Source organism: Cellulomonas sp. P4_H4 (assembly GCF_056400865.1).
Genome location: NZ_JBFUKL010000001.1, coordinates 1,264,158 through 1,283,709, shown reverse-complemented (window position 1 = coordinate 1,283,709; position 19,552 = coordinate 1,264,158). Strand labels below are relative to the sequence as shown.

The following is a 19,552-nucleotide window of genomic DNA, read 5'->3' as shown; positions in this document are numbered from 1 at the left end:
TTTCACGGCAGGCGGACCTGCTGGGGGCCGAGCTCGTCGACGCTGGAGACGCCGAGCAGCGCCATGGTACGGCGGATCTCGCGCTCGAGGATCTGAACCGCCCGCTCCACCCCGCGCTCCCCGCCGGCCATGAGCCCGTACAGGTAGGCACGCCCGACGAGGGCCGCGTCCGCGCCCAGCGCGAGGGCCGCCACGACGTCGGCGCCGGACATGATGCCCGTGTCGACCCAGACCTGGGTGCGGTCGCCGACCGCCTCCGCGACGTCCGGCAGAAGCCGCAGCGGCACGGGTGCCCGGTCGAGCTGGCGTCCTCCGTGGTTGGACAGCACGACCGCGTCGGCCCCGGCATCGGTGACCCGTCGCGCGTCCTCGACCGTCTGGATCCCCTTGATGATCAGGGGCCCGTCCCACGACGCGCGGATCCACTCCAGGTCCGCGAGCGTCATCGTCGGGTCGAACAGCTTGTCCAGCAGGTCCGCGACGGTCCCCGACCACGAGCTCAGCGACGCGAACGTCAACGGCTCCGTGGTCAGCAGGTTCAACCACCACGCGGGGTGGGTGGCCGCGTCCAGGACGGTCTTGACCGTGAGGGCCGGCGGGATCGAGAAGCCGTTGCGGGCGTCACGCAGCCGGGCGCCCGCGACCGGGACGTCCACCGTGAGCATGAGCGCCTCGTAGCCCGCCGCCTTCGCGCGCGCCATGAGGTCCTCGCCTGCCGAGCGGTCCTTCCACACGTAGAGCTGGAACCACTTGCGGGCGTCGGGTCCCGCGGCGGCGACGTCCTCGATCGAGGTGGTGCCCATCGTCGAGAGCGCGTACGGGATGCCGTGGCGCTGGGCCACCCGGACCACGGCGCGCTCGCCCTCGTGGTTCATCATCCGCGTGAACCCGGTGGGCGCGAACGCGAAGGGCAGCGACGACCGGGTGCCGAGCATGTCCGTCGACGGGTCCACGTGCGAGACGTCGTGCAGGATCGACGGCTGGAACTCGAGCTGCCGGAACAGCGAGCGCGCGCGGCGCAGGCTGATCTCGGCCTCGGCGGCGCCGTCGGTGTAGTCGAACACCGAGCGCGGGGTCCGCTTGCGGGCCAGGCTGCGCAGGTCGTCGATGGTCAGCGCGTCGGCCAGCCGCCGGTCGGTGGCGTTCAGCACGATCGGCTTCGGCCGCATCAACGGCTTGAGCTCGGACCACGAGGGGATCTGACGGTGGGTCACGGTGGCGTCGTCTCTTCTCTCTTCGGTGCGCTCAGCGCAGGAACGCTGCGGCGACGCCGGAGTCGACCGGGACGTGCAGGCCGGTGGTCTGCACCAGGTCGGGGCCCGTCAGCGCGAAGACGGCCGCGGCTACGTGCTCGGGGAGAACCTCGCGCTTGAGGAGCGTGCGCTGGGCATAGTAGGCACCCAGCTCGGCCTCGGGCACGCCGTAGGTCGCGGCGCGCTGCGCACCCCAGCCCCCGGCGAAGATCCCGGACCCGCGCACCACGCCGTCCGGGTTGACGCCGTTGACCCGGATGCCGAACGCGCCCAGCTCTGCCGCGAGCAGACGCACCTGGTGCGCCTGGTCGGCCTTCGTCGCGGAGTACGCGATGTTGTTCGGCCCGGCGAACAGCGAGTTCTTCGAGGCGATGTAGACGATGTCACCGCCCATGTCCTGCGCGATCATGGCCCGCGCCGCCTCGCGCGCCACGAGGAACGACCCGCGCGCCATGACGTCGTGCTGCAGGTCCCAGTCGCGCGTCGTCGTCTCGAGCAGCGGCTTGGAGATGGACAGGCCCGCGTTGTTCACGACGAGGTCGACGCCCCCGAACGCGAGGACCGTCTCCTGGACCAGGCGCGCGATGTCCTCCTCTGAGGTGACGTCCGCCCGCACGGCGATCGCGACGTCCGGTCCGCCGAGGGCGGTGGCGACCTCGGAGGCACCCTCCAGGTTCAGGTCCGCGACGACGACGCACGCGCCCTCGGCCGCGAGGCGCTCGGCGATCGCGCGACCGATGCCCGAGCCCGCCCCTGTCACCAGCGCGACCCGCGTGGCCAGCGGCTTGGGCTTCGGCATGCGTGCGAGCTTGGCCTCCTCGAGCGCCCAGTACTCGATGCGGAACTTCTCCGACTCGTCGATCGGCACGTAGGTGCTGATCGCCTCGGCGCCCCGCATCACGTTGATCGCGTTGACGTAGAACTCGCCGGCCACGCGCGCAGTCTGCTTGTCCTTGCCGAACGAGAACATCCCCACGCCCGGGACCAGCACGATCGCGGGGTCCGCACCGCGGATCGCAGGGCTGTCGGGCGTCGCGTTCCGGTCGTAGTAGCCCTGGTAGTCGGCGCGGTAGAGCTCGTGCAGCTCCTTGAGCCGGCCCACGACGTCCTCGATCGGTGCGTCGGCCGGCAGGTCGACGACGAGCGGCTTGACCTTGGTGCGCAGGAAGTGGTCCGGGCACGACGTCCCCAGCTCGGCCAGCCGGCCCAGCTCCGCGCGGGACACGAAGTCCAGCACGACGTCCGAGTCCGTGTAGTGGCCGACCTGCGGCCGGTCGGTCGAGGCCAGGCCCCGGATGACGGGGGCGAGCTCGGCGGCTCGGGCGCGGCGCTCGTCGTCCGACAACGGGGTCACGACGACGTCACCGAACGGGTGCGGGCCGGCCGCGGTCCTCTCCGCGATGAACGCCTCGGCGGTCCGGATGATCTCGAGCGAGCGCTGCTCGGCCTCCTCCGACGTCGCGCCCCAGGCCGTGATGCCGTGCCCGCCGAGGATGCAGCCGATCGCCTGCGGGTTCGCGGTCTTGATCGCGGCGATGTCGAGCCCGAGCTGGAACCCCGGGCGACGCCAGGGCACCCACACGACCGAGTCACCGAAGACCTCGGCGGTCAGCGCCTCGCCGTCGGCCGCGGTAGCGAACGCGATGCCCGAGTCCGGGTGCAGGTGGTCGACGTGGGCCGCGTCGACCAGCGCGTGCATCGCGGTGTCGATCGACGGCGCCGCACCACCCTTGCCGTGCAGGCAGTAGTCGAACGCGGCGACCATCTCGTCCTCGCGGTCGACACCCGGGTAGACGTCGACGAGCGCGCGCAGCCGGTCGAGGCGCAGCACCGCGAGGTTCTTCTCCGTCAGGGTGCCGAGGTCCCCGCCCGAGCCCTTGACCCAGAGCAGGTCCACGTCGTCGCCGGTGACCGGGTCGGTCGCCGTTCCCTTGGCGGAGGTGTTGCCGCCCGCGTAGTTCGTCGTGCGGGGGTCCGCTCCGAGGCGGTTGGACCGGGCGACCAGGGCCTCGGCTGTGGGGCTCGACATCATCGTCTCCTTCGTGAATGAATCGATTCAGACGGTACCTGCGACCTCGGTCGAGGTCAAGCGCGCGGGTACATCGCGGGCCTCTGTCAGCACACGGGGAGCGCCCGCCCCGGGTGCGGGACGGGCGCTCCCCGTGCTGGTCAGCCGACCGTGAAGGTGCCCGTCAGCGCGGTGTCCTGCGCGGACGTCGCGACCTCGACCGTGTACGTGCCCGGTGCGATGGTCCAGGCGTGGCTCGCCGTGTCGTAGTACGACAGCGGCAGGTCGGCGCCCTGCGGGTCGATCGTGACCGTGACCTTCTCCCCGCGGCCCACCTTCGGGGAGACCTTGGCATAGCCGACGAGGCGCTTGGGCTCGCCGGTGGCCGACGGGAGCGTCAGGTACACCTGCGCCGTCTCCGTGCCGATCCTCGGACCCGTGTTGGTGACGAGGAACGACACGTCGACCGCCTTCGTGCCGTTGGTCTTCGCGGTGACCTTGAGGTTGTCGTACGCGAAGCCCGTGTAGGACAGGCCGTAGCCGAAGGGGAACAGCGGCTCGATGCTCTTGGCCGAGTACCACTTGTACCCGACGAGCAGGCCCTCGCTGTAGCCCACCTGACGGATCTCGCTCGTGCCCGCCGGACGCGTCGTCGTGCCGTTCGAGAACGTCCCCGGGTACTGCTGCGGCGTGCTGGTCGGCGTGTCGGCCAGCGACTTCGGGAACGTCATCGGGAGCCTGCCGACGAAGTCGTCGTCCCCGTAGAGCAGCCGCGCGAACGCCGTGCCCTGCTGCTCACCGGGGTACCAGGCCTCGATGACGCTCGCGACGCTGCCGAGCCACGGCATGGGCGTCGCGGTGCCGGTCTCGAGGATCGCCACGGTCTTCGGGTTGGCGGCCGCGACCGCCGCGATGAGGGCGTCGCCTCCGTTGTCCAGGTCGAGCGTCGTCCGGTCGGCGAACTCACCCTGCCTGGAGTAGCCGAACACGATGGCGACGTCGGCCGCCGCGGCCACGGTCGCCGCCGACGTGAGGTCGGCGCCGTTGTCGTACGTGACGGTCGCCCCGACCTGTGCCGCACGTGCCGTGATGGCGTCCAGGGGCGCGACCGGGTTGGGGCACGCGTTGCCGCTGCCACCGAACGGCCCGGCCGCCTGGGCGCACACGGTCCCGGCGCTGACGCCGTTCGTCGGTGTGTTGGACGCCGTCGGACCGATGATCGCGATCGTCTTCGTGGCCGCCGTCAGCGGGAGCACGTCGCCGTCGTTCTTCAGGAGCACGGACCCCTCGGACGCGATCTTCGCGGCGAGCGCCTTGTGCGCGTCCGTGGACGACGACGTCGACGGCGTGGCCGGCAGCGGGTGGTCGAAGAGGCCGGCCGCGATGTAGGCGCGCACGACCCGGAACGCGGCCTGGTCGATCTGCGCCACGGTCACCGATCCGTTGTCGATCGCCGCCGCGATGTTCGCCGGCGTGTAGAAGCGCGGACGGTTCAGCTCCTGGTCGAGGCCCGCCGCCAGCGACGCGCCCGTCGAGTGCACCGACCCGAAGTCGGACACGACGTACCCGTCGAAGCCGTCCTCGGACTTCAGGAGGTTGTTCAGGATCGGGCTCTCGCAGGCGTACACGCCGTTGACCTGGTTGTACGAGCACATCACGCCGCCCGGGTCCGACTTCCCGACGATGATGCGGAACGGCAGGTCGTACACCTCGCGCAGCGTCCGCCCGTCGATGTTCGACGAGGACGTCTGGCGGTCGAGCTCCTGCTCGTTGGCCACGTAGTGCTTGATGACGGCCATCACGGGCTGGCTGGGGTTGCCCTTCTGGATGCCGTTCGTGGTCGCTGCGGCCAGGTTCCCGGACAGGAGCGAGTCCTCGCCGAGGTACTCCGGCGTGCGTCCCGCGAGCGGGGTCCGGCTGGAGGAGACGCCCGGCCCGAGGATCACGTTCTTGCCGGAGCGGAAGGCCTCGTCCGCCTGGGCGGCGCCCTTGTCGTAGGCGAGCTGGTCGTCGAACGACGCCGCCAGGCCGATCTGGTCGGGGAAGATCGTGACGCCGGCCGAGCCCCGGACGTAGTCGGGACCGTCGGTGTACACGACCTTCGGCGTGCAGGGCACCTGGACGGGGTACGTGACGCCGTTGAACGTCGTCTGGGTGGGATTGTTGGCCGCCTGCTCGTCGAGCCAGCGGAGCTTCTGCTCGAGGGTGCTGGCCTTCAGGAGCAGGGTCGCGCGCTGGTCGGGCGTCTTCTTCGTGCTCATCCACGCGCACTGCGGGTCGGTGGCCGTCGGCGCTGCCTGTGCCGCCGCGACCGGAAGGGCCGCCCCGAGCGGCAGTGCGACCGCGAGAGCGGCCAGGAGGACGACGGACCTGCGGGCCTTGAGTCTGACGTGCATGCGTTTCTCCTCGTTGAGAGCGGCGGTTCTACCGTGGTCGACGAAACGATGTGAAGCGTTTCAATTGCGACGAATGTCACCCTGCCATCCGAGAGAAGACTCAGTCAATGCCTAGCGGAGAGCCAGAAATCGGACCGCGTCAGACCTTCTGAGGGCACGCCGGATTGAGGCGTTTCACGACGCCTGGAAGCCCCCACCGGGCCGGCCGTGCTCGTCCCTCAGCCGAGCGACAGATCGCTCACGAAGACGTGGCTGCCGTGCCCGACCTCGACAGGCGGCAGGCCCGGCAGGTCGACCACCGCGGTCGCGCCCACGGGAACGAGCGCCTCGACCTCGAGCTTGGACTCCTCGATGCGCCACGACACCGTGGCGAGCCCGTACGGCGTCACATGGCCCACCGTCGCCTGGTTGATCCCGCCACCGGGCCGAGGTGCGACCAGGAGGCGTCGGTACCCGGGCGCCGCGGGCGCGAGCCCGCCGACGCAGCGGTGCAGCCAGTCGGCGACGGCGCCGAGCGCGTAGTGGTTGAAGGACGTCATCCCGCCGGGGTTCACCGTGCCGTCCTCGAGGAGCGAGTCCCAGCGTTCCCACGTGGTGGTCGCGCCGCTGAGCACCTGGTAGAGCCAGGACGGCGACTCGGTCTGCAGCAGGAGCTGGTAGGCCTGGTCGAGGTGTCCCGTCGATGCCAGTGCGGGCGCGACCGCGGGCGTGCCGGCGAACCCCGTCGCGATCCGCCCGTCGGCCTCGTGGACCAGCGTGGCCAGGCGAGCGCCGGCGACCGCCGTCTCGTCCGGGTCCAGCAGCCCGAACTGGAGCGCCAGGGCGTATGCCGTCTGCGCGTCGTCGGTCATCAGCCCGCCGGGACGGACCCATCGCCGACGGAAGCCCGCGCGTACGCGCCCGGCGGCAGCGCCGTAGTGCGCTGACTCGGCGGGCCGTCCCAGGATCTCGGCCATCTCGCCGACCAGCCGGAGCGACTGGACCGCGTACGAGGTGGCGACGAGGTACTTGTCGGTGCGCGCCGCACCGGGATCCTCGGGCGGGGCCGCCGGGTCGAGCCAGTCGCCCAGCTGCAGGCCCGAGTCCCACACGTCGTCCGGGCCGATGAGCGACAGCACCTGGTCCACCCACGCCTGGGCGCTGGCGAAGCGCCGCCGCAGGATGCCGCGGTCCCCCGTGCGCTGGTACAGCACCCACGGGACGAGGACCGCCGCGTCGCCCCAGAGTGCGATCGGCTGAGCGTCGCCCCAGAAGCCGAGCGGCAGGTACGGGACGTAGTACGGCACGGTGCCGAGCCGCTCCTGCTCGAGGGCGAGATCGTCCAGCCAGCCGTCGAGCATGCCGGTGACATCCCCCAGGAAGGCGGCCGTGGGCGTGAACGCCGCGAGGTCGCCGGTCCAGCCCAGCCGTTCGTCGCGCTGCGGGCAGTCGGTCGGCACGTCGACGAAGTTCGACCGCATGCTCCACACGACGTTCTCGTGCAGCTTGCTGACCAGGGGGTTCGAGCACTCGAACCAGCCGACGCGCTCGAAGTCCGTGTGGTGCACGCGAGCGACCACGTCCTGCGGGTCGAGCTCGGCAGGCAGGCCGGTGACCTCGGCGTAGCGGAAGCCGTGCATCGTGAACCGCGGCTCCCAGGTCTGGTCGCCGTCGACGCACGTGTACGTGTCCTGCGAGATCGCGTCGCGCAGGGGTCGGGTGCACAGGCGCCCGTCCTGAAGGACCTCGGCGTGCCGCAGGACGATCGTCTGCCCGGCGCTGGCCCCTCGCAGGCTGATCCGCAGCCGCCCGGCGTGGTTCTGCCCGAAGTCGAACAACCACGTCCCGTCGTCGAACCGCTCGCTCTCGACCGGAACCAGCTCCTGCGTGCAGCGCACCGGCGGCCCGGTGGGCGCGACGAGCAGGTGCGGGTCGACGGGCTCGGCGGACACACGCGCCCACCGTGAGTCGTCGAATCCCGGGGCCGACCATCCCGCAGGCAGCGCGCGGGCGTCGTAGGTCTCCCCCTCGTAGAGGCCGCTGCCGAGGATCGGACCCTCGAGCGCGGTCCACGAGTCGTCGGAGACGACCGTCACGAGCGCGCCGTCGGCCGTGACGACCTCGAGCTGGGCGATGACGCCGATCCGGGTGCCGTAGACGTCGTAGGCGCCGCCGTCGAACCCGACCTTCCCGCGCCACCAACCGTCGCCGAGCCAGGCTCCGAGGACGTTCTCCCCCGCGGCGACCAGGCTCGTGACGTCGTAGGTCGTGTACTTGAGCCTGCTCGGGTACACGCTCCAGCCCGGCGTGAGGACGTCGTCGGCGACGGCCGAGCCGTTGAGCTCGGCCTCGACCAGTCCGTGCGCGCTCAGGTAGAGCCGCGCCTGGACGACCCGTGCCGGCAGCTCGAACCGGCGCCGCAGGAGCGGCAGCCGGTACAGACCGTCTGCCCGCCGCTCCTCGAGCGGCGCGAGCGTCACGGCCGCCGACCAGTCCTGGGCCGTCAGGAGTCCCGCCTCGACGACGACGGGTTCGCTCCAGTCGCTCTCGCCGAGCTCACCGACCACCTGGACGCGGACCTCGGCCCACTCGCGCGAGCGGAGCGCGGCGAACGGCCACGGCACGAGCACCTGCTCGGCGCTGGTCACGACGACCTCGAGGTCGTCCTCGACGACGTCGTGCAGACGGCGCGAGACACGGATGCGGTACCCGCTCTGCACCCAGTCCCCCGGCGCGCTCGGGATGGTCCAGGACAGTCGAGGGCTGGGCTCGCCGATCCCGAGGACGTCGCCGACGCGGTGGTGCTCGAACCTGAGCCTCGTGGGCGCCGCCGGGCCGTCCGTCGAGCCGCCGTCCACGTCCGCCTCGTCCACGCTGTGTGCCCTGCTCATTGCCCACCCTCTCGACCGCCGATGCCCGGGAGACGCGTCGATCGCCGGTGTCTCGTGAGAACCACCCGGACGAGCGTCGTCCAGCGCCCCGCCCGCCGTTGGGCCGACGTGCCGGTGCGCACCGCGCCCGACACCCGAGGACTGCTGCCTCCCGCTCGCCGGCAGCCGGCGAATGAAGCGTTTCAATCTGGTCGTACCTTGTCATCCCGGGGCGGCGGGGTCAACCGTGCCGCCCCGCCGGTCTGCACCTGTTCACTGACTCGCGGTCCCCCCTGTGAGACGCTCCAACATCGCGGGAGACTCAGCTGACCTGCCAGCACGTCGAGGAGACGCATCACATGACACGGCCCGGGCCGGCCACCGGCCAGCAGCGTCCGAGCGTCAACGACGTCGCGACGCTCGCAGGCGTCTCGCTGGGGACCGTCTCCAACGTCCTGAACCGGCCCGAGCGCGTCACCGAGGCGACGCGGGCCCGCGTCGAGCGGGCGATCGAGATGCTCGGCTACGTGCCCAACGCGGCCGCCCGCTCGCTCAAGCTCGGCACCGCGGCGACCATCGGCCTCATCGTGGGCGACCTGACGAACTCGCTGTTCGTCGACATCGCCCGCGGTGCCGAAGGGGGTGCCGAGGACGGTCGGCTCCACCTCATGCTGGCGAACAGCGACACCCGCATCGACCGGGAGCAGTCCTACCTGTCGGTGTTCGCGCAGGCGCGCGTCACCGGCATCCTCATGACGCTCAACGACGAGGCCCACTTCCGCACCATCGCGGCCTCGGCCCCGCGTTCGATCCCGCTCATCGTCCTGAACTACACCGCTCCGACGTCCCAGTTCTGCAGCGTGAACGTCGACAACGAGCTCGGCGGGTACCTCGCCGGACGGCACCTCGTCGAGACGGGCCGCAAGCGTCTGGTCTACGTCGGTGGCCCGTCGCAGCTGCAGGCCGTCGTCGACCGTGGTCGGGGCTTCGCGCGTGCGGTGGGAGAGTCCCCGGGTGTGACGGTGACGACCATGACGCCGGACTGGATCAACCGCGCCGACGGATGGGCGATCGGACGGACGCTCTCAGCCCAGGTGGAGTCCGGTGAGGTCGACGGGATCTTCGCCGCGTCCGACCTGCTCGCCGCGGGCATCGTCCAGGCGCTCAGCGTCTCGCCTCAGATCCGCATCCCGCACGACGTCGCGGTCGTCGGGTACGACAACAACCAGGCCGCGTGGGACAGCCCGATCCCGATCTCGACGATCGCGCAGCCCGGGGAGGACCTCGGCCGGCTGGCGGCGCTGCTGGTGCAGGAGGAGGCGGCGGAGAGCCCGGGGCACGTGCACGAGCACGTCGCGGTCGTCCTGCCCCCGCGCCTGATCGAGCGGCAGAGCTCCGCCCCGCAGCCCTAGGGCGTCGAGTCGCGAGCGGTGACGTGCAGCTCGCTCGGGAGCACGGGGAGCTCGAACGTCCTGCCGTTCGAGGCCGCCTCGATCGCGTCGGCCATCAGCACGACGAACTCCGACAGGTCCGCGCGCACCGACGTCAGCGCCGGCACCGCGCGAGCGGCCGCGTCGGAGTCGTCGGCGCCGATGACCGCGAGGTCGTCCGGGACCGCCAGCCCGGCGTCGTGCGCTCCGGCGAGGACGCAGACCGCGACGTCGTCGTTGAACGCACAGACCAGCGTCCCCGCGCCGTGCCGACGACGCCAGGCCGCAGCCTGAGCGGCCCACACGTCACGGTCGGCACCGAGCGTCGTCGACTCGACCACCGAGATGCCCCTCTGGCTGGCCTTCGACGCGAGCGCCGTCTCGCGCAGCCGGGACATCGCCCCGAGCCCCGGCTCCCCCGGCCCGACGTAGACCACACGGTCGCACCCGCGTGCCGCCGCAAAGTCGACCTGGGCGCGCGCGGCCGCCGAGATGTGGGCGTCGCGCCCCGGGAACACCGGCAGGACCGGCACCCGGAACCCCGCACCCAGGGCAGCGAACTCCGGGTCGTCGACCGTCGCCTGGGTCAGCACGACCGCCGGGGACAGGTGGCCGGCAGGGTCGAGCCCACGCGGATGCCCGGTCAGCTGGACGAGCCCGAGGTCGCGCGCCTCGAGCTCGCGCGCGATCGCGTCGATGACCAGCGCTCCCTGGACGCCGTGGCTGACGGGCGAGGACGCGAGCACGAGCACGAACCGCGCGCTCGCGCCGCGAAGCAGTCGCGCGGCGGCCGACGGCACGTAGCCGAGGGCCGCCGCGGCGTCGCGCACCCGCTGTGCGGTCGCCGGGCGGACGACTCCCCCGGGGTCACCGTTGAGCACGTTGCTGACCGTGCCGCGGGACACACGAGCCAGCCTGGCGACATCCATCGACGTCGGGCGGCTGTCGTCGTTCACGAGCGCGACCGTATCGCGACCGCATCTGCCTCACGGGACGGCACGGCCGGCGCTCAGCCCTTGACGGAACCCGCTGTCAGGCCCCGCATGATCCGCTGGTTGAGGACCAGGAAGATCGCCAGCATGCCGAACACGTTGATGCAGATCGCCGCGAACGTCGGCCCGTAGTCGATGGCCCCGTAGCGCCCCGTGAAGTTCAGGAGGCCCACCTGGATCGTCTGCAGGTTCGTGCTGTTGGTGAACGTCAGTGCGATCAGCAGGTCGTTCCAGATGAAGAAGAACTGGACGAGCGCGACCGTGAAGATCGCGTTGCGGACCATGGGGAACCCGATGGACCAGAACGACCTGAGGATCGACGCGCCGTCGAGAGTCGACGCCTCGAACATCTCCTTCGGGATCGCCCGGAAGAACGTGGCCATCATGAACACCGTCAGCGGGAGTCCGATGGCCGTGTAGGTGATGATCAGCGGCAGGAGCGTCCCCGTGAGGTGCGTCCGGAAGTAGATGGTGAAGAGGGGAAGCAGGATCATCTGCCCGGGCACCATGATTCCGGCCAGGAAGAGGAGCAGCACCGCCGCTCGCCCCTTGAACACCATGACCTCGAGCGCGAACCCGGCGGCGACTCCGAAGACCACGATGAAGAACAGCGCGGGAAAGACGGCCACGATGCTGTTGCGGACGAAGACGTCGAGGCCACCGGTCGTCCACGCCTCGACGTAGTTGGTGAAGCTCCACGACGAGGGCAGCGACCAGAACGGGTCGTTGAGGAACTCCTCCTGCGTCTTGAAGGAGCCGAGCGTCAGCCAGATCAGCGGGTAGACGACGACCACCAGCAGGATGGTCAGCACGATCGCTCGCGTGATGCGGCTCGCGCGCTTGCGTCTGCGTGCCGAGGCGGCCGACGGAGGAGCCGCGACGGTGCGGCCCGCGGTCAGGGTCTGAGAGGTCATGATCGGCTCACCCTCACTTCGTCAGATCTTGCCGCGTGGAGCGGAAGATGAAGACCGTCACGATCAGGCACAGGATGGTCAACATCAGGGCGATCGTGCTGCCGTAGCCGAAGTCGCCGTACGTGAACGACGTCTGGAACATGTACAGGGTCAGGGGCGTCGTCGCGTTCCCTGGGCCACCGTTGGTCAGGGCGACGACTGAGTCGAACACCTTGAGCGTGCCGTTGATGCTGAAGATCAGCGACGAGAGGAGCACCGGGAGGGACAACGGGATGATGATGTGCCGGATGAGGCGGAGCCCCTTGGCGCCGTCGACCCGTGCGCTCTCGATGAGCTCCTCGGGGATGTCGACCAGGCCGGCGTAGAGCAGCACGGCGTAGAAGCCCATGGACCGCCAGAGGTCCATCAGGATGATCACCCAGAACGACGCGCTGGGGTTCCCGAACCAGTCGATCGGCGCCACGCCGAACCACCCGAGGATCGAGTTGACAGGGCCCACGGTCGGTGCGGCCTCGAAGAACTTCCGGAACAGCAGCGAGACCGCGACGGTGGGAAGGATGACGGGGAAGAACACCATCGTCCGGACCAGCGACGACGCGTTGCGCAGCCAGAAGACGTACATCAGGGACAACCCGTAGCCGAGCGCGACCTGCAGGACGGTGAGCACGAGGGCGTACCGGAGCGTGTAGGAGACGGCGGTCCACGCGGCGGGGTCTTGGAAGAACGTCTTGAAGTTGTCGAGGCCGACGAACTCGAAGCCGGTGACGACGTTGCCCGAGTAGACGGTGTAGACCATCGACCAGACGATCGGGACCAGCATCACGAGCGTGTAGATCGCCAGTGCCGGGCCGAGCAGGATCGCTATCGCCCTGCGGTCACCCAGAACGCTTTTCATGGGAACTCCTTGTCGGAGCCGATGGAGACGCGCCGAGGGGTGCGGTCGGCGTGCACCGCACCCCTCGGACGACGATCTACCACTCAGCTGGCGTTGGCATCCTGCACGAGCTTCATGAACTCTTCGCCCGAGATCTGCCCGCTAATCAAGGGAACCGCGTTGTTCTGGCTGACCGTGGTGCCCTTGGCCGAGAACAGCGCCTCGAACCACAGCACGCTCTCCGTGGCGTCGGCCATGGTCTGCTGGACGCTCGTGGTCAGCTCCGGCAGGTCAGCCGGGGCGTCGGTGATCTTGAAGCCCGAGATGACGCCCTCGCTGTTCAGCACCGTGTCGCCGTAGTTCTCGGTGATGCAGCCGACCCAGTCCGCGTTCGTGGTGCCGAAGTCCTTGGCGCCGAACGCGATCGGGACGCCGACGTTGGCCGGGATCTGGTCGATGCTGCCCTTGCCGCCCTCGACGGCGGGGAACGGCATGAAGCCGATGTTCTCGGCGCCGATCTTGTTCTGCTCGGGGTCGTTGAAGTTCCCGAGCGCCCAGCTGCCCATGTAGAGCATCGCGGCGTCGCCCGTGAGGAACTGGTTCATCGCGCCGTTGTAGTCGATCGAGCTCGGGGCGGGCCCGTACGCCTTGAGCGTGCCCAGCTCGGCGACCGCGTCGGCGGCCTTGACGTACTCGGGGTCGGTGAGCTTCGCGTCACCGTCGGCGACCGCCTGGAGCGCGTCGGGGCCGAGGTCACGGAAGATGTAGGCGCCGACGAGCCGGGTGATGTTCCAGCCGTTGTCCTTGCCGGGGGTGGTCAGCGGCTGGACGCCCGCGTCGTTGAGCTGTCCGACGACGTCGATGAAGCCGTCCCACGTGTCCGGGACGTCGATGCCGTTGTCGGCGAAGATCTGCTTGTTGTACCAGATGCCCTCAATGTTGAACTCGGTGGGCAGCGCGTAGAAGCCGCCGTAGAGCGCCTCGATCGTCGAGCGGGCTGCCGGCAGGACGTCGTCCGCGACACCCTGCTCGTCGAGCACCGGAGCGAGGTCCTCGAGCTGCCCTGCCTCGATGAACTGCTTGTTCAGCGCGGGCGTGCCGGCCGCCATGATGACCTGCGGGAGCGCGCCCTGGCCCGCGAGCAGCTGGAGCTTCTGGTCGAACTGCGCTCCGGGCGAGGTCTGGTGGCTGTACGGCGCCGCTGTGTTCTCGGCGGTGCACTGGTCCTTGGACAGTGCGGCGAGCGTGGCGTCGATGGTCGTGTTCTCGGTCTGCCCGAGGAACTCGAACTTCGACGTGCCGGCACCGCCACCGCCCGAGGTGGCGCCGTCGGAGCTGTTGTCGGACGAGCTTCCGGAACAGGCGCTGAGTGCGAGGGCCGCGGCACCGGTCAGGGCAATGAACGAGACCAGGCGACGACTGCGCCGAGATGTCGTGTTCACACTTCCTCCTTGAAGTGACGTTCGCGATTGGAACGTTTCAATACGGATGTTAGTCACGTTTCAATGGCAGCGTCAACCGTGCCGGACGGCCAGTTTGGTAACAGTCCGGACTCGGTCCTGGAGCTCGTCAGCGGCGCCTCGCCTGTGCGCACCGACAGCATCTATGCAGGTCACAGCGTTTCCAGCAGCCCGGGCTCTCCCTTTCGCCTCAGTGCCACGACGCTCTCGAGCCAGCGGCTGCGTGATCCGACGGCGGTCGGCAGTACGGCGATCGCTTGAATCGTTTCGATTCGACACGGCTCGAGGTTGACACGTGTCAAAGCACTGCCCACACTGCTGGCATCGAGAAGGGACTCCCATGAGCGCAACGCGGCGCACCAGCATCACCCCAGGTCAGGTCTGGCTCGACACCGGGGGCAACCGGATCCACGCGCACGGCGGTTCGATCCTCACGGTCGACGGCGTCTACTACTGGTACGGCGAGAACAAGGAGAGGTCGACGCCCGGCAGCGGGATCTGGCACTGGGGAGTGCGCTGCTACTCCTCGACCGACCTCTACAACTGGGAGGACCGCGGCCTGATCATCCCGCCGGACCTCGACGACCCGACCTCACCGCTGCACCCGTCGCAATACACGGACCGCCCGCACATCGTCTACAACGCGCGGACCCAGCAGTACGTGTGCTGGATCAAGGTCATGACCATGGGCGAGCTCGCCCAGCGCTCGACCGTGCTGGTCGCCGACTCCCTGCTCGGGCCGTACCGGGTGGTCAACGAGTGGCTGCGGCCGCTGAGCATGCACGCCGGCGACTTCGACCTGGTCGTCGACCCCGAGGACGGCAAGGGGTACTACTACTTCGAGCGCGTCCACTCCGAGCTGATCTGCGCGGACCTCACCGACGACTACACCGACGTCACGGGCTACTACTCGACGCACTTCCCGCTCGAGCAGCCCCCGTACGTGCGGGAGGCGCCGGCGTACTTCCGACGAGACCGTCGCCACTACCTGCTCACGTCCGGGACCACCGGGTACTACCCCAACCCCTCCGAGGTGGCGACCGCGCCGTCGTACCACGGGCCGTGGCAGGTGCTCGGCGACCCGCACCCCACCGACCCGACGCGCACGTCCTTCCGGTCGCAGATCTCGTCCGTGTTCAAGCATCCGGGCAAGAAGGACCTGTACATCGCGCTCGGCGACCGCTGGCTCCCCCGCTACGAGGCCGACAGCACCGAGGCGATCGACGCGTTCGCCGCGCACTTCGGGCCCCAGGGCGAGGGCGGCACCGTGGCGATCCCCGAGTTCGCGCACGTCGACAGCTCGATCGCGGACTACGTCTGGCTCCCGATCCGGTTCGACGGCCCGATGGCCTACATCGACTGGCACGACGAGTGGCGCGTCGAGGACTACGACTGACGCACGAGGCCGCGCTGCCCACCCGGACGGGTGCGCAGCGCGGCCCCTCGAGGGCCTACTCGATGCAGAACCCGATGTCGACCGCCACGGTGCGCCCGGTCCAGGTCGAGTTCACGACCGCGCGGTCCGACACCGAGAGGCGCAGGACGTAGCCGCACGGGTCGAGGTTGGTCGTGTTGAGCGACCAGGTCGAGCCCACGGGTGCCTCCGAGATGCTCGAGAGCACGGACGTGGTCAGCGCCATCGACGGCAGCGGGAACGGCATGAGCGAGAAGCCCCAGGAGCCGAACCAGGTGTCGCGCGCGTCGTACGTACCGTGGATCGTGATGCCCTGCGTGAACTTCCCGCAGTTCTGCTGGGCGATCTGGCCCGGGTCGAAGGCCAGGTGTGCCGCGTTGGCCGGGTCGACCGACGCGGTGTTGAGCGTGTTGTCGAGCTGGAACCGCTGCGTGTCGACGATGCCGGACCCCGACACCTCGAGGCTCGTCACCCAGAGGTCGTCGCCGCTCGTGTCGATGTAGCCGAGCGTGCCCAGCGTGTTCGACGTCCAGACGGGCCAGGTGGTCCACCCAGCCGGGTCAGGGGTCACCCAGGACCCGTTGCCCATGTTGTCGACCACGAAGAACGGGGTCGTCAGCGGGGCGTCCGTGCCGCCGGCCGTCACGTTGCGCACCAGGAGCCGGTACGAGGTCCCGGCGAGCGCCGGGTCCGTCGGGCCGTGCACGGTGACACGACCGGCGAACGGGCATCCCCGCGTGTCGAGCACCGAGCCGTTGTAGGCGATGTGCGCGACCGGCTCGGTCACACCGGTGCTCGGGTCGATCTCGCCGGTGGCGACGCCACCCACGATCGTCAGTCGGGCGACGCCGTCGTACGGGCGGCCCGGCAGGACGTGCACGTGCGCGTCGAGGCGGTTCCCCCAGTGCGGGACGGCGTCCGGATCGACCTTCGACGGCGGCGTGTTCCAGGACAGCACCGCGCGGACGCGGTGCAGGCCGGGATCCTTGCACAGGCGTCGGTAGGCGGTCAGGTCGAGCGGCAGCACCGCCGCGTAGGACAGGCCCGTCCCCGGCATGGTGATGTAGTCGTGCGCCGTGACGGCGACGGTGCCGAGGTAGGTCGAGACGCAGTCGTCGTCGAAGTCCGCCCAGAACGCGACGTACTCGGTCGAGCCCGCGCTGCAGGGCGGCCCGGAGAACCCCGTCGGGCGCTTCACGCGATACGTGGCGACCAGCTGGGCCGCCGCGTCGTCGAGACCGAGGCACTCGAGCTCTTCGTAGGTCGTGTCGCCCTTGCCCTCGTCGAGGATGTCGAGCAGATCACCCCAGCTGACGTCGAGCTCCTTGTACGTGAGCGAGGTCTTGGCCAGGGAGATCGGCGAGACGTTGCCGCTCAGGGCGGCGCTCGCCTCCGCTGCCACCATGCGGTGCGGCGGCACGGGGTCCAGGGCGAGCTTCGCGATCGTGCGGTCGACGGCCTTCTGGGACAGGACCTTCAGCTTGTCCGGCGCGTACAGGCGGACGAGCTTGTCGAGCGAGAACGGCACCTGGGCCGCCGCCTTCGGCGGAAGCGGCTGCGGGTTGAGCGCCACCGGTCCGATCGGGTCGGGCTCGGGGATCGGGATCGGGAGCACCTCGTCGTCGACGAGCTGCTTGAGGACGTCCGGGTCGATCTTGAGGACCGGCTCGAGGAAGTCCAGGACGTCGTGCGGGAAGAACCACCGACGGGGCCGGATCTGGATCGTGTCCTCCTGGACCTCGCCCCAGACCGGGACGAAGCCCGGGTCCCCCGCGGTCGGCTCGTGCTCCCACGAGAGGATCGCGCGCACGCGTGGCAGGACCGGCGTGGCGCAGAACTTGCGCAACGGGGTCAGGACGACGCCGGCCACCAGGATGTACGGGTGGTCGGCGTCACCGGCACAGTCCTTGCCCTCGGGCACGTCGAAGACCCGCGCCGCGGCCGAGCCGGCATCGACCCAGCCGGCTCCGAAGTCGACGAAGAACCGGACCCACTCGGAGGACCCCGGCTCGCACGGGTCGCCCTTGTAGCCGAAGGACCGTCTGATGACGATCGTGGCCTCGAGCCGATCTCGCTCGGGGCTGTACGAGACGCAGCCGATCTCCTCGTAGGCGGTGTCCGACTGCTTGGCGTCGGACACCGGGAAGAGCTCGGCAAGGACCTTGTCCTGCAAGGTCCCGAAATGGTTCGGGTTCGCGGCGATGAGCTTCCGGAACGCGCGACGAGACAGCTCGACATCGGTAGGCATGTCATTCCCCCTGGCACAAAGCCGGACGCCTGGTGCACCCAGCACCTGAGTCACGCCGATGGGCGTGTCGCTTGGGCCGCCGTGCACGTGACGCCTCTGCGCTGCGCTGCGCGATGGCTCGACGAGAGCGACGATAGACCCGAAACGAATCCACCCAAAAGGGGTACTTGCGACTTTTAGCCCGCTGTGTTCACGAAGTGCCCCCAGAGGTCGGCCGTGGTTCATCTCGATGCTCCGGCAGGCCGGCGGAACGTAGCTGGTCCTCCAGGTGGAACACCTCCTCGAGGACGCGGAAGCCCTCGTCCGGGTTGCCGTCCGTGACGAAGAACTCGCTCATCTCGGCCTGCCAGCGAGGGTTCACGGCCGTGCGGGTCATCGCCTCCTGGGCGGCCGCGTAGTCGTCGGTCTCGAGGTAGCCGACGAGCAGCCCGTCGTCGGCGAGGAACAGGGAGTAGTCCCGCCAGCCGGTGTCCCGCAGCGCCTCGAGCATCTCGGGCCAGACGGCGGCGTGCCGAGACCGGTACTCGTCCAGACGGTCGGGCCGGACGCGGGAGACGAAGCACACGCGAGTCATGGGGTGCCCTTCTCGAAGAGTGCGGACGAGGGGGCCGGGCGCAGCCAGGCGCCCGGCCCCCCAGGAGACCTCAGAAGTCGAAGTCCCCGATGTTGTCCTTGTTGAACACGTACGGCTCACCGAGGAGCACGGTCGCGTCTGCGCCGACCGTGTACTCACCGAGGTCACCAGCCGTGAAGGTGTCGCCCTCCTTGCCGGTGATCGTGCCGTCGACGAGCGCACCCGCCGCGTACGCGGCGAGCGAGCCGAGCTCCTCCGGGTTCCACAGTGCGAAGGCCGTGACGGTGCCGTCCTCGACGTAGTCGCGCATGTCGTTCGGGGTCCCCAGACCCGTGAGCGCGACCGTGCCCTTGGCCGACGAGGTCGACAGGTAGCGGGCAGCAGCGGCGATGCCGACGGTCGTGGGCGAGATGATGCCCTTGAGGTCGGGGTACGACTGCAGCAGCGCCGCGGTCTTGTCGAACGACGTCTGGTCGTCGTCGTCGCCGTAGACCACGTCCACCAGCTCGATGTTCGGGTGGTTGTCCGCGAGGTCCGTCTTCATCATGTCGATCCAGGCGTTCTGGTTCGTCGCGTTGGCGGTCGCCGACAGGATCGCGATCTTCCCGGCGTCCCCGATCTGCTCGGAGATGAGGTCCACCTGGGCCTTGGCGATGCCCTCGGCGGTGGCCTGGTTGATGAACAGGTCGCGGCACTCCGCGTCGACGTCCGAGTCGAACGTGACGATCTTGATGCCCGCCGACTTGGCCGCGTCGAGCGAGCTGCACAGCGCCGACGGGTCGTTGGCGCTCAGCACGATCGCGCTGACCTTCTGCTGCGTGAGCGTGTTGATGAAGCTGACCTGGCCGTCGGCCGTGGCCTCGGTCGGGCCGACCTCCTTGAAGGTGCCGCCCATCGCCTCGACGGCTGCCTTGCCACCCTTGCTGGAGGTGTCGAAGTAGGGGTTGCCGAGGTTCTTGGGCAGGAACGTGATGGACAGGTCCCCGCTTCCGCCGGCCCCTTCGGACGAGCCGGCGGAGTCGGACGAGTCCGGCGAGCCCGACGTGCAGGCCGCGAGGACGAGGACAAGAGCGGTGGCCGCGGTCACCAGACCGGCCGAACGACGTGCGAACCACGTCATCGTGGTGCTCCTTTCGAGGT

At 69.8% G+C, this 19,552-nt stretch carries 13 protein-coding genes; 2 read left to right on the top strand and 11 right to left on the bottom strand.

All coding sequences use genetic code 11. The annotated features are described in order from the left end of the window. Window positions 1–2 precede the first annotated feature (2 nt). The 4 genes from AC1DPN_RS06060 to AC1DPN_RS06045 form a co-directional block, all read right to left on the bottom strand. Window positions 3–1,214, bottom strand: coding sequence for an alpha-hydroxy acid oxidase (locus tag AC1DPN_RS06060; RefSeq protein ID WP_477083790.1), 1,212 nt, complete (start codon window positions 1,212–1,214; stop codon window positions 3–5). 31 nt (window positions 1,215–1,245) lie between these two features. Beyond that, the gene (locus tag AC1DPN_RS06055; protein WP_477083789.1) at window positions 1,246–3,282 is read right to left on the bottom strand and encodes a bifunctional aldolase/short-chain dehydrogenase; all 2,037 of its coding nucleotides are present in this window, start codon (window positions 3,280–3,282) and stop codon (window positions 1,246–1,248) included. 140 nt (window positions 3,283–3,422) lie between these two features. Further along, the gene (locus AC1DPN_RS06050; protein WP_477083788.1) at window positions 3,423–5,657 is read right to left on the bottom strand and encodes a beta-glucosidase; all 2,235 of its coding nucleotides are present in this window, start codon (window positions 5,655–5,657) and stop codon (window positions 3,423–3,425) included. Between the two features lie 218 nt (window positions 5,658–5,875). Further along, complete coding sequence (locus tag AC1DPN_RS06045; RefSeq protein WP_477083787.1) at window positions 5,876–8,527, bottom strand: alpha-L-rhamnosidase; 2,652 nt, start codon at window positions 8,525–8,527, stop codon at window positions 5,876–5,878. Window positions 8,528–8,865: 338 nt separating this feature from the next. Between AC1DPN_RS06045 and AC1DPN_RS06040 the strand changes: the two genes are divergently transcribed. After that, window positions 8,866–9,918, top strand: coding sequence for a LacI family DNA-binding transcriptional regulator (locus tag AC1DPN_RS06040; RefSeq protein WP_477083786.1), 1,053 nt, complete (start codon window positions 8,866–8,868; stop codon window positions 9,916–9,918). Here the strand turns inward: AC1DPN_RS06040 and AC1DPN_RS06035 are convergent. The 4 genes from AC1DPN_RS06035 to AC1DPN_RS06020 form a co-directional block, all read right to left on the bottom strand. Then, window positions 9,915–10,892 carry a LacI family DNA-binding transcriptional regulator gene (locus AC1DPN_RS06035; RefSeq protein ID WP_477083785.1) on the bottom strand — a complete coding sequence of 326 codons (978 nt, stop codon included), beginning with the start codon at window positions 10,890–10,892 and terminating at the stop codon, window positions 9,915–9,917. The genes AC1DPN_RS06040 and AC1DPN_RS06035 overlap by 4 nt on opposite strands. A gap of 53 nt (window positions 10,893–10,945) precedes the next feature. Then, window positions 10,946–11,842: a carbohydrate ABC transporter permease gene (locus tag AC1DPN_RS06030; RefSeq protein ID WP_477083784.1), complete on the bottom strand. Its 897-nt coding sequence runs from the start codon at window positions 11,840–11,842 to the stop codon at window positions 10,946–10,948. Window positions 11,843–11,855: 13 nt separating this feature from the next. Next, window positions 11,856–12,737, bottom strand: a complete 882-nt coding sequence (locus AC1DPN_RS06025) for a carbohydrate ABC transporter permease (protein WP_477083783.1) — start codon at window positions 12,735–12,737, stop codon at window positions 11,856–11,858. Between the two features lie 83 nt (window positions 12,738–12,820). Further along, entirely contained in the window at window positions 12,821–14,158 is a 1,338-nt protein-coding gene (locus AC1DPN_RS06020; protein WP_477083782.1) for an ABC transporter substrate-binding protein, read from the bottom strand. Window positions 14,159–14,516: 358 nt separating this feature from the next. On the opposite strand from AC1DPN_RS06020, the gene AC1DPN_RS06015 reads away from it, so the two are divergent. Further along, window positions 14,517–15,572 carry a family 43 glycosylhydrolase gene (locus AC1DPN_RS06015; RefSeq protein ID WP_477083781.1) on the top strand — a complete coding sequence of 352 codons (1,056 nt, stop codon included), beginning with the start codon at window positions 14,517–14,519 and terminating at the stop codon, window positions 15,570–15,572. Between the two features lie 55 nt (window positions 15,573–15,627). Here AC1DPN_RS06015 and AC1DPN_RS06010 read toward each other — a convergent pair whose 3' ends face one another. The 3 genes from AC1DPN_RS06010 to rhaS form a co-directional block, all read right to left on the bottom strand. Further along, window positions 15,628–17,838, bottom strand: coding sequence for a hypothetical protein (locus tag AC1DPN_RS06010; RefSeq protein ID WP_477083780.1), 2,211 nt, complete (start codon window positions 17,836–17,838; stop codon window positions 15,628–15,630). A 190-nt stretch (window positions 17,839–18,028) separates the two neighbouring features. After that, window positions 18,029–18,412, bottom strand: coding sequence for an L-rhamnose mutarotase (locus AC1DPN_RS06005; RefSeq protein WP_477083779.1), 384 nt, complete (start codon window positions 18,410–18,412; stop codon window positions 18,029–18,031). Window positions 18,413–18,482: 70 nt separating this feature from the next. Next, window positions 18,483–19,532, bottom strand: a complete 1,050-nt coding sequence (gene rhaS / locus AC1DPN_RS06000; protein ID WP_477083778.1) for a rhamnose ABC transporter substrate-binding protein — start codon at window positions 19,530–19,532, stop codon at window positions 18,483–18,485. Window positions 19,533–19,552 lie beyond the last annotated feature (20 nt).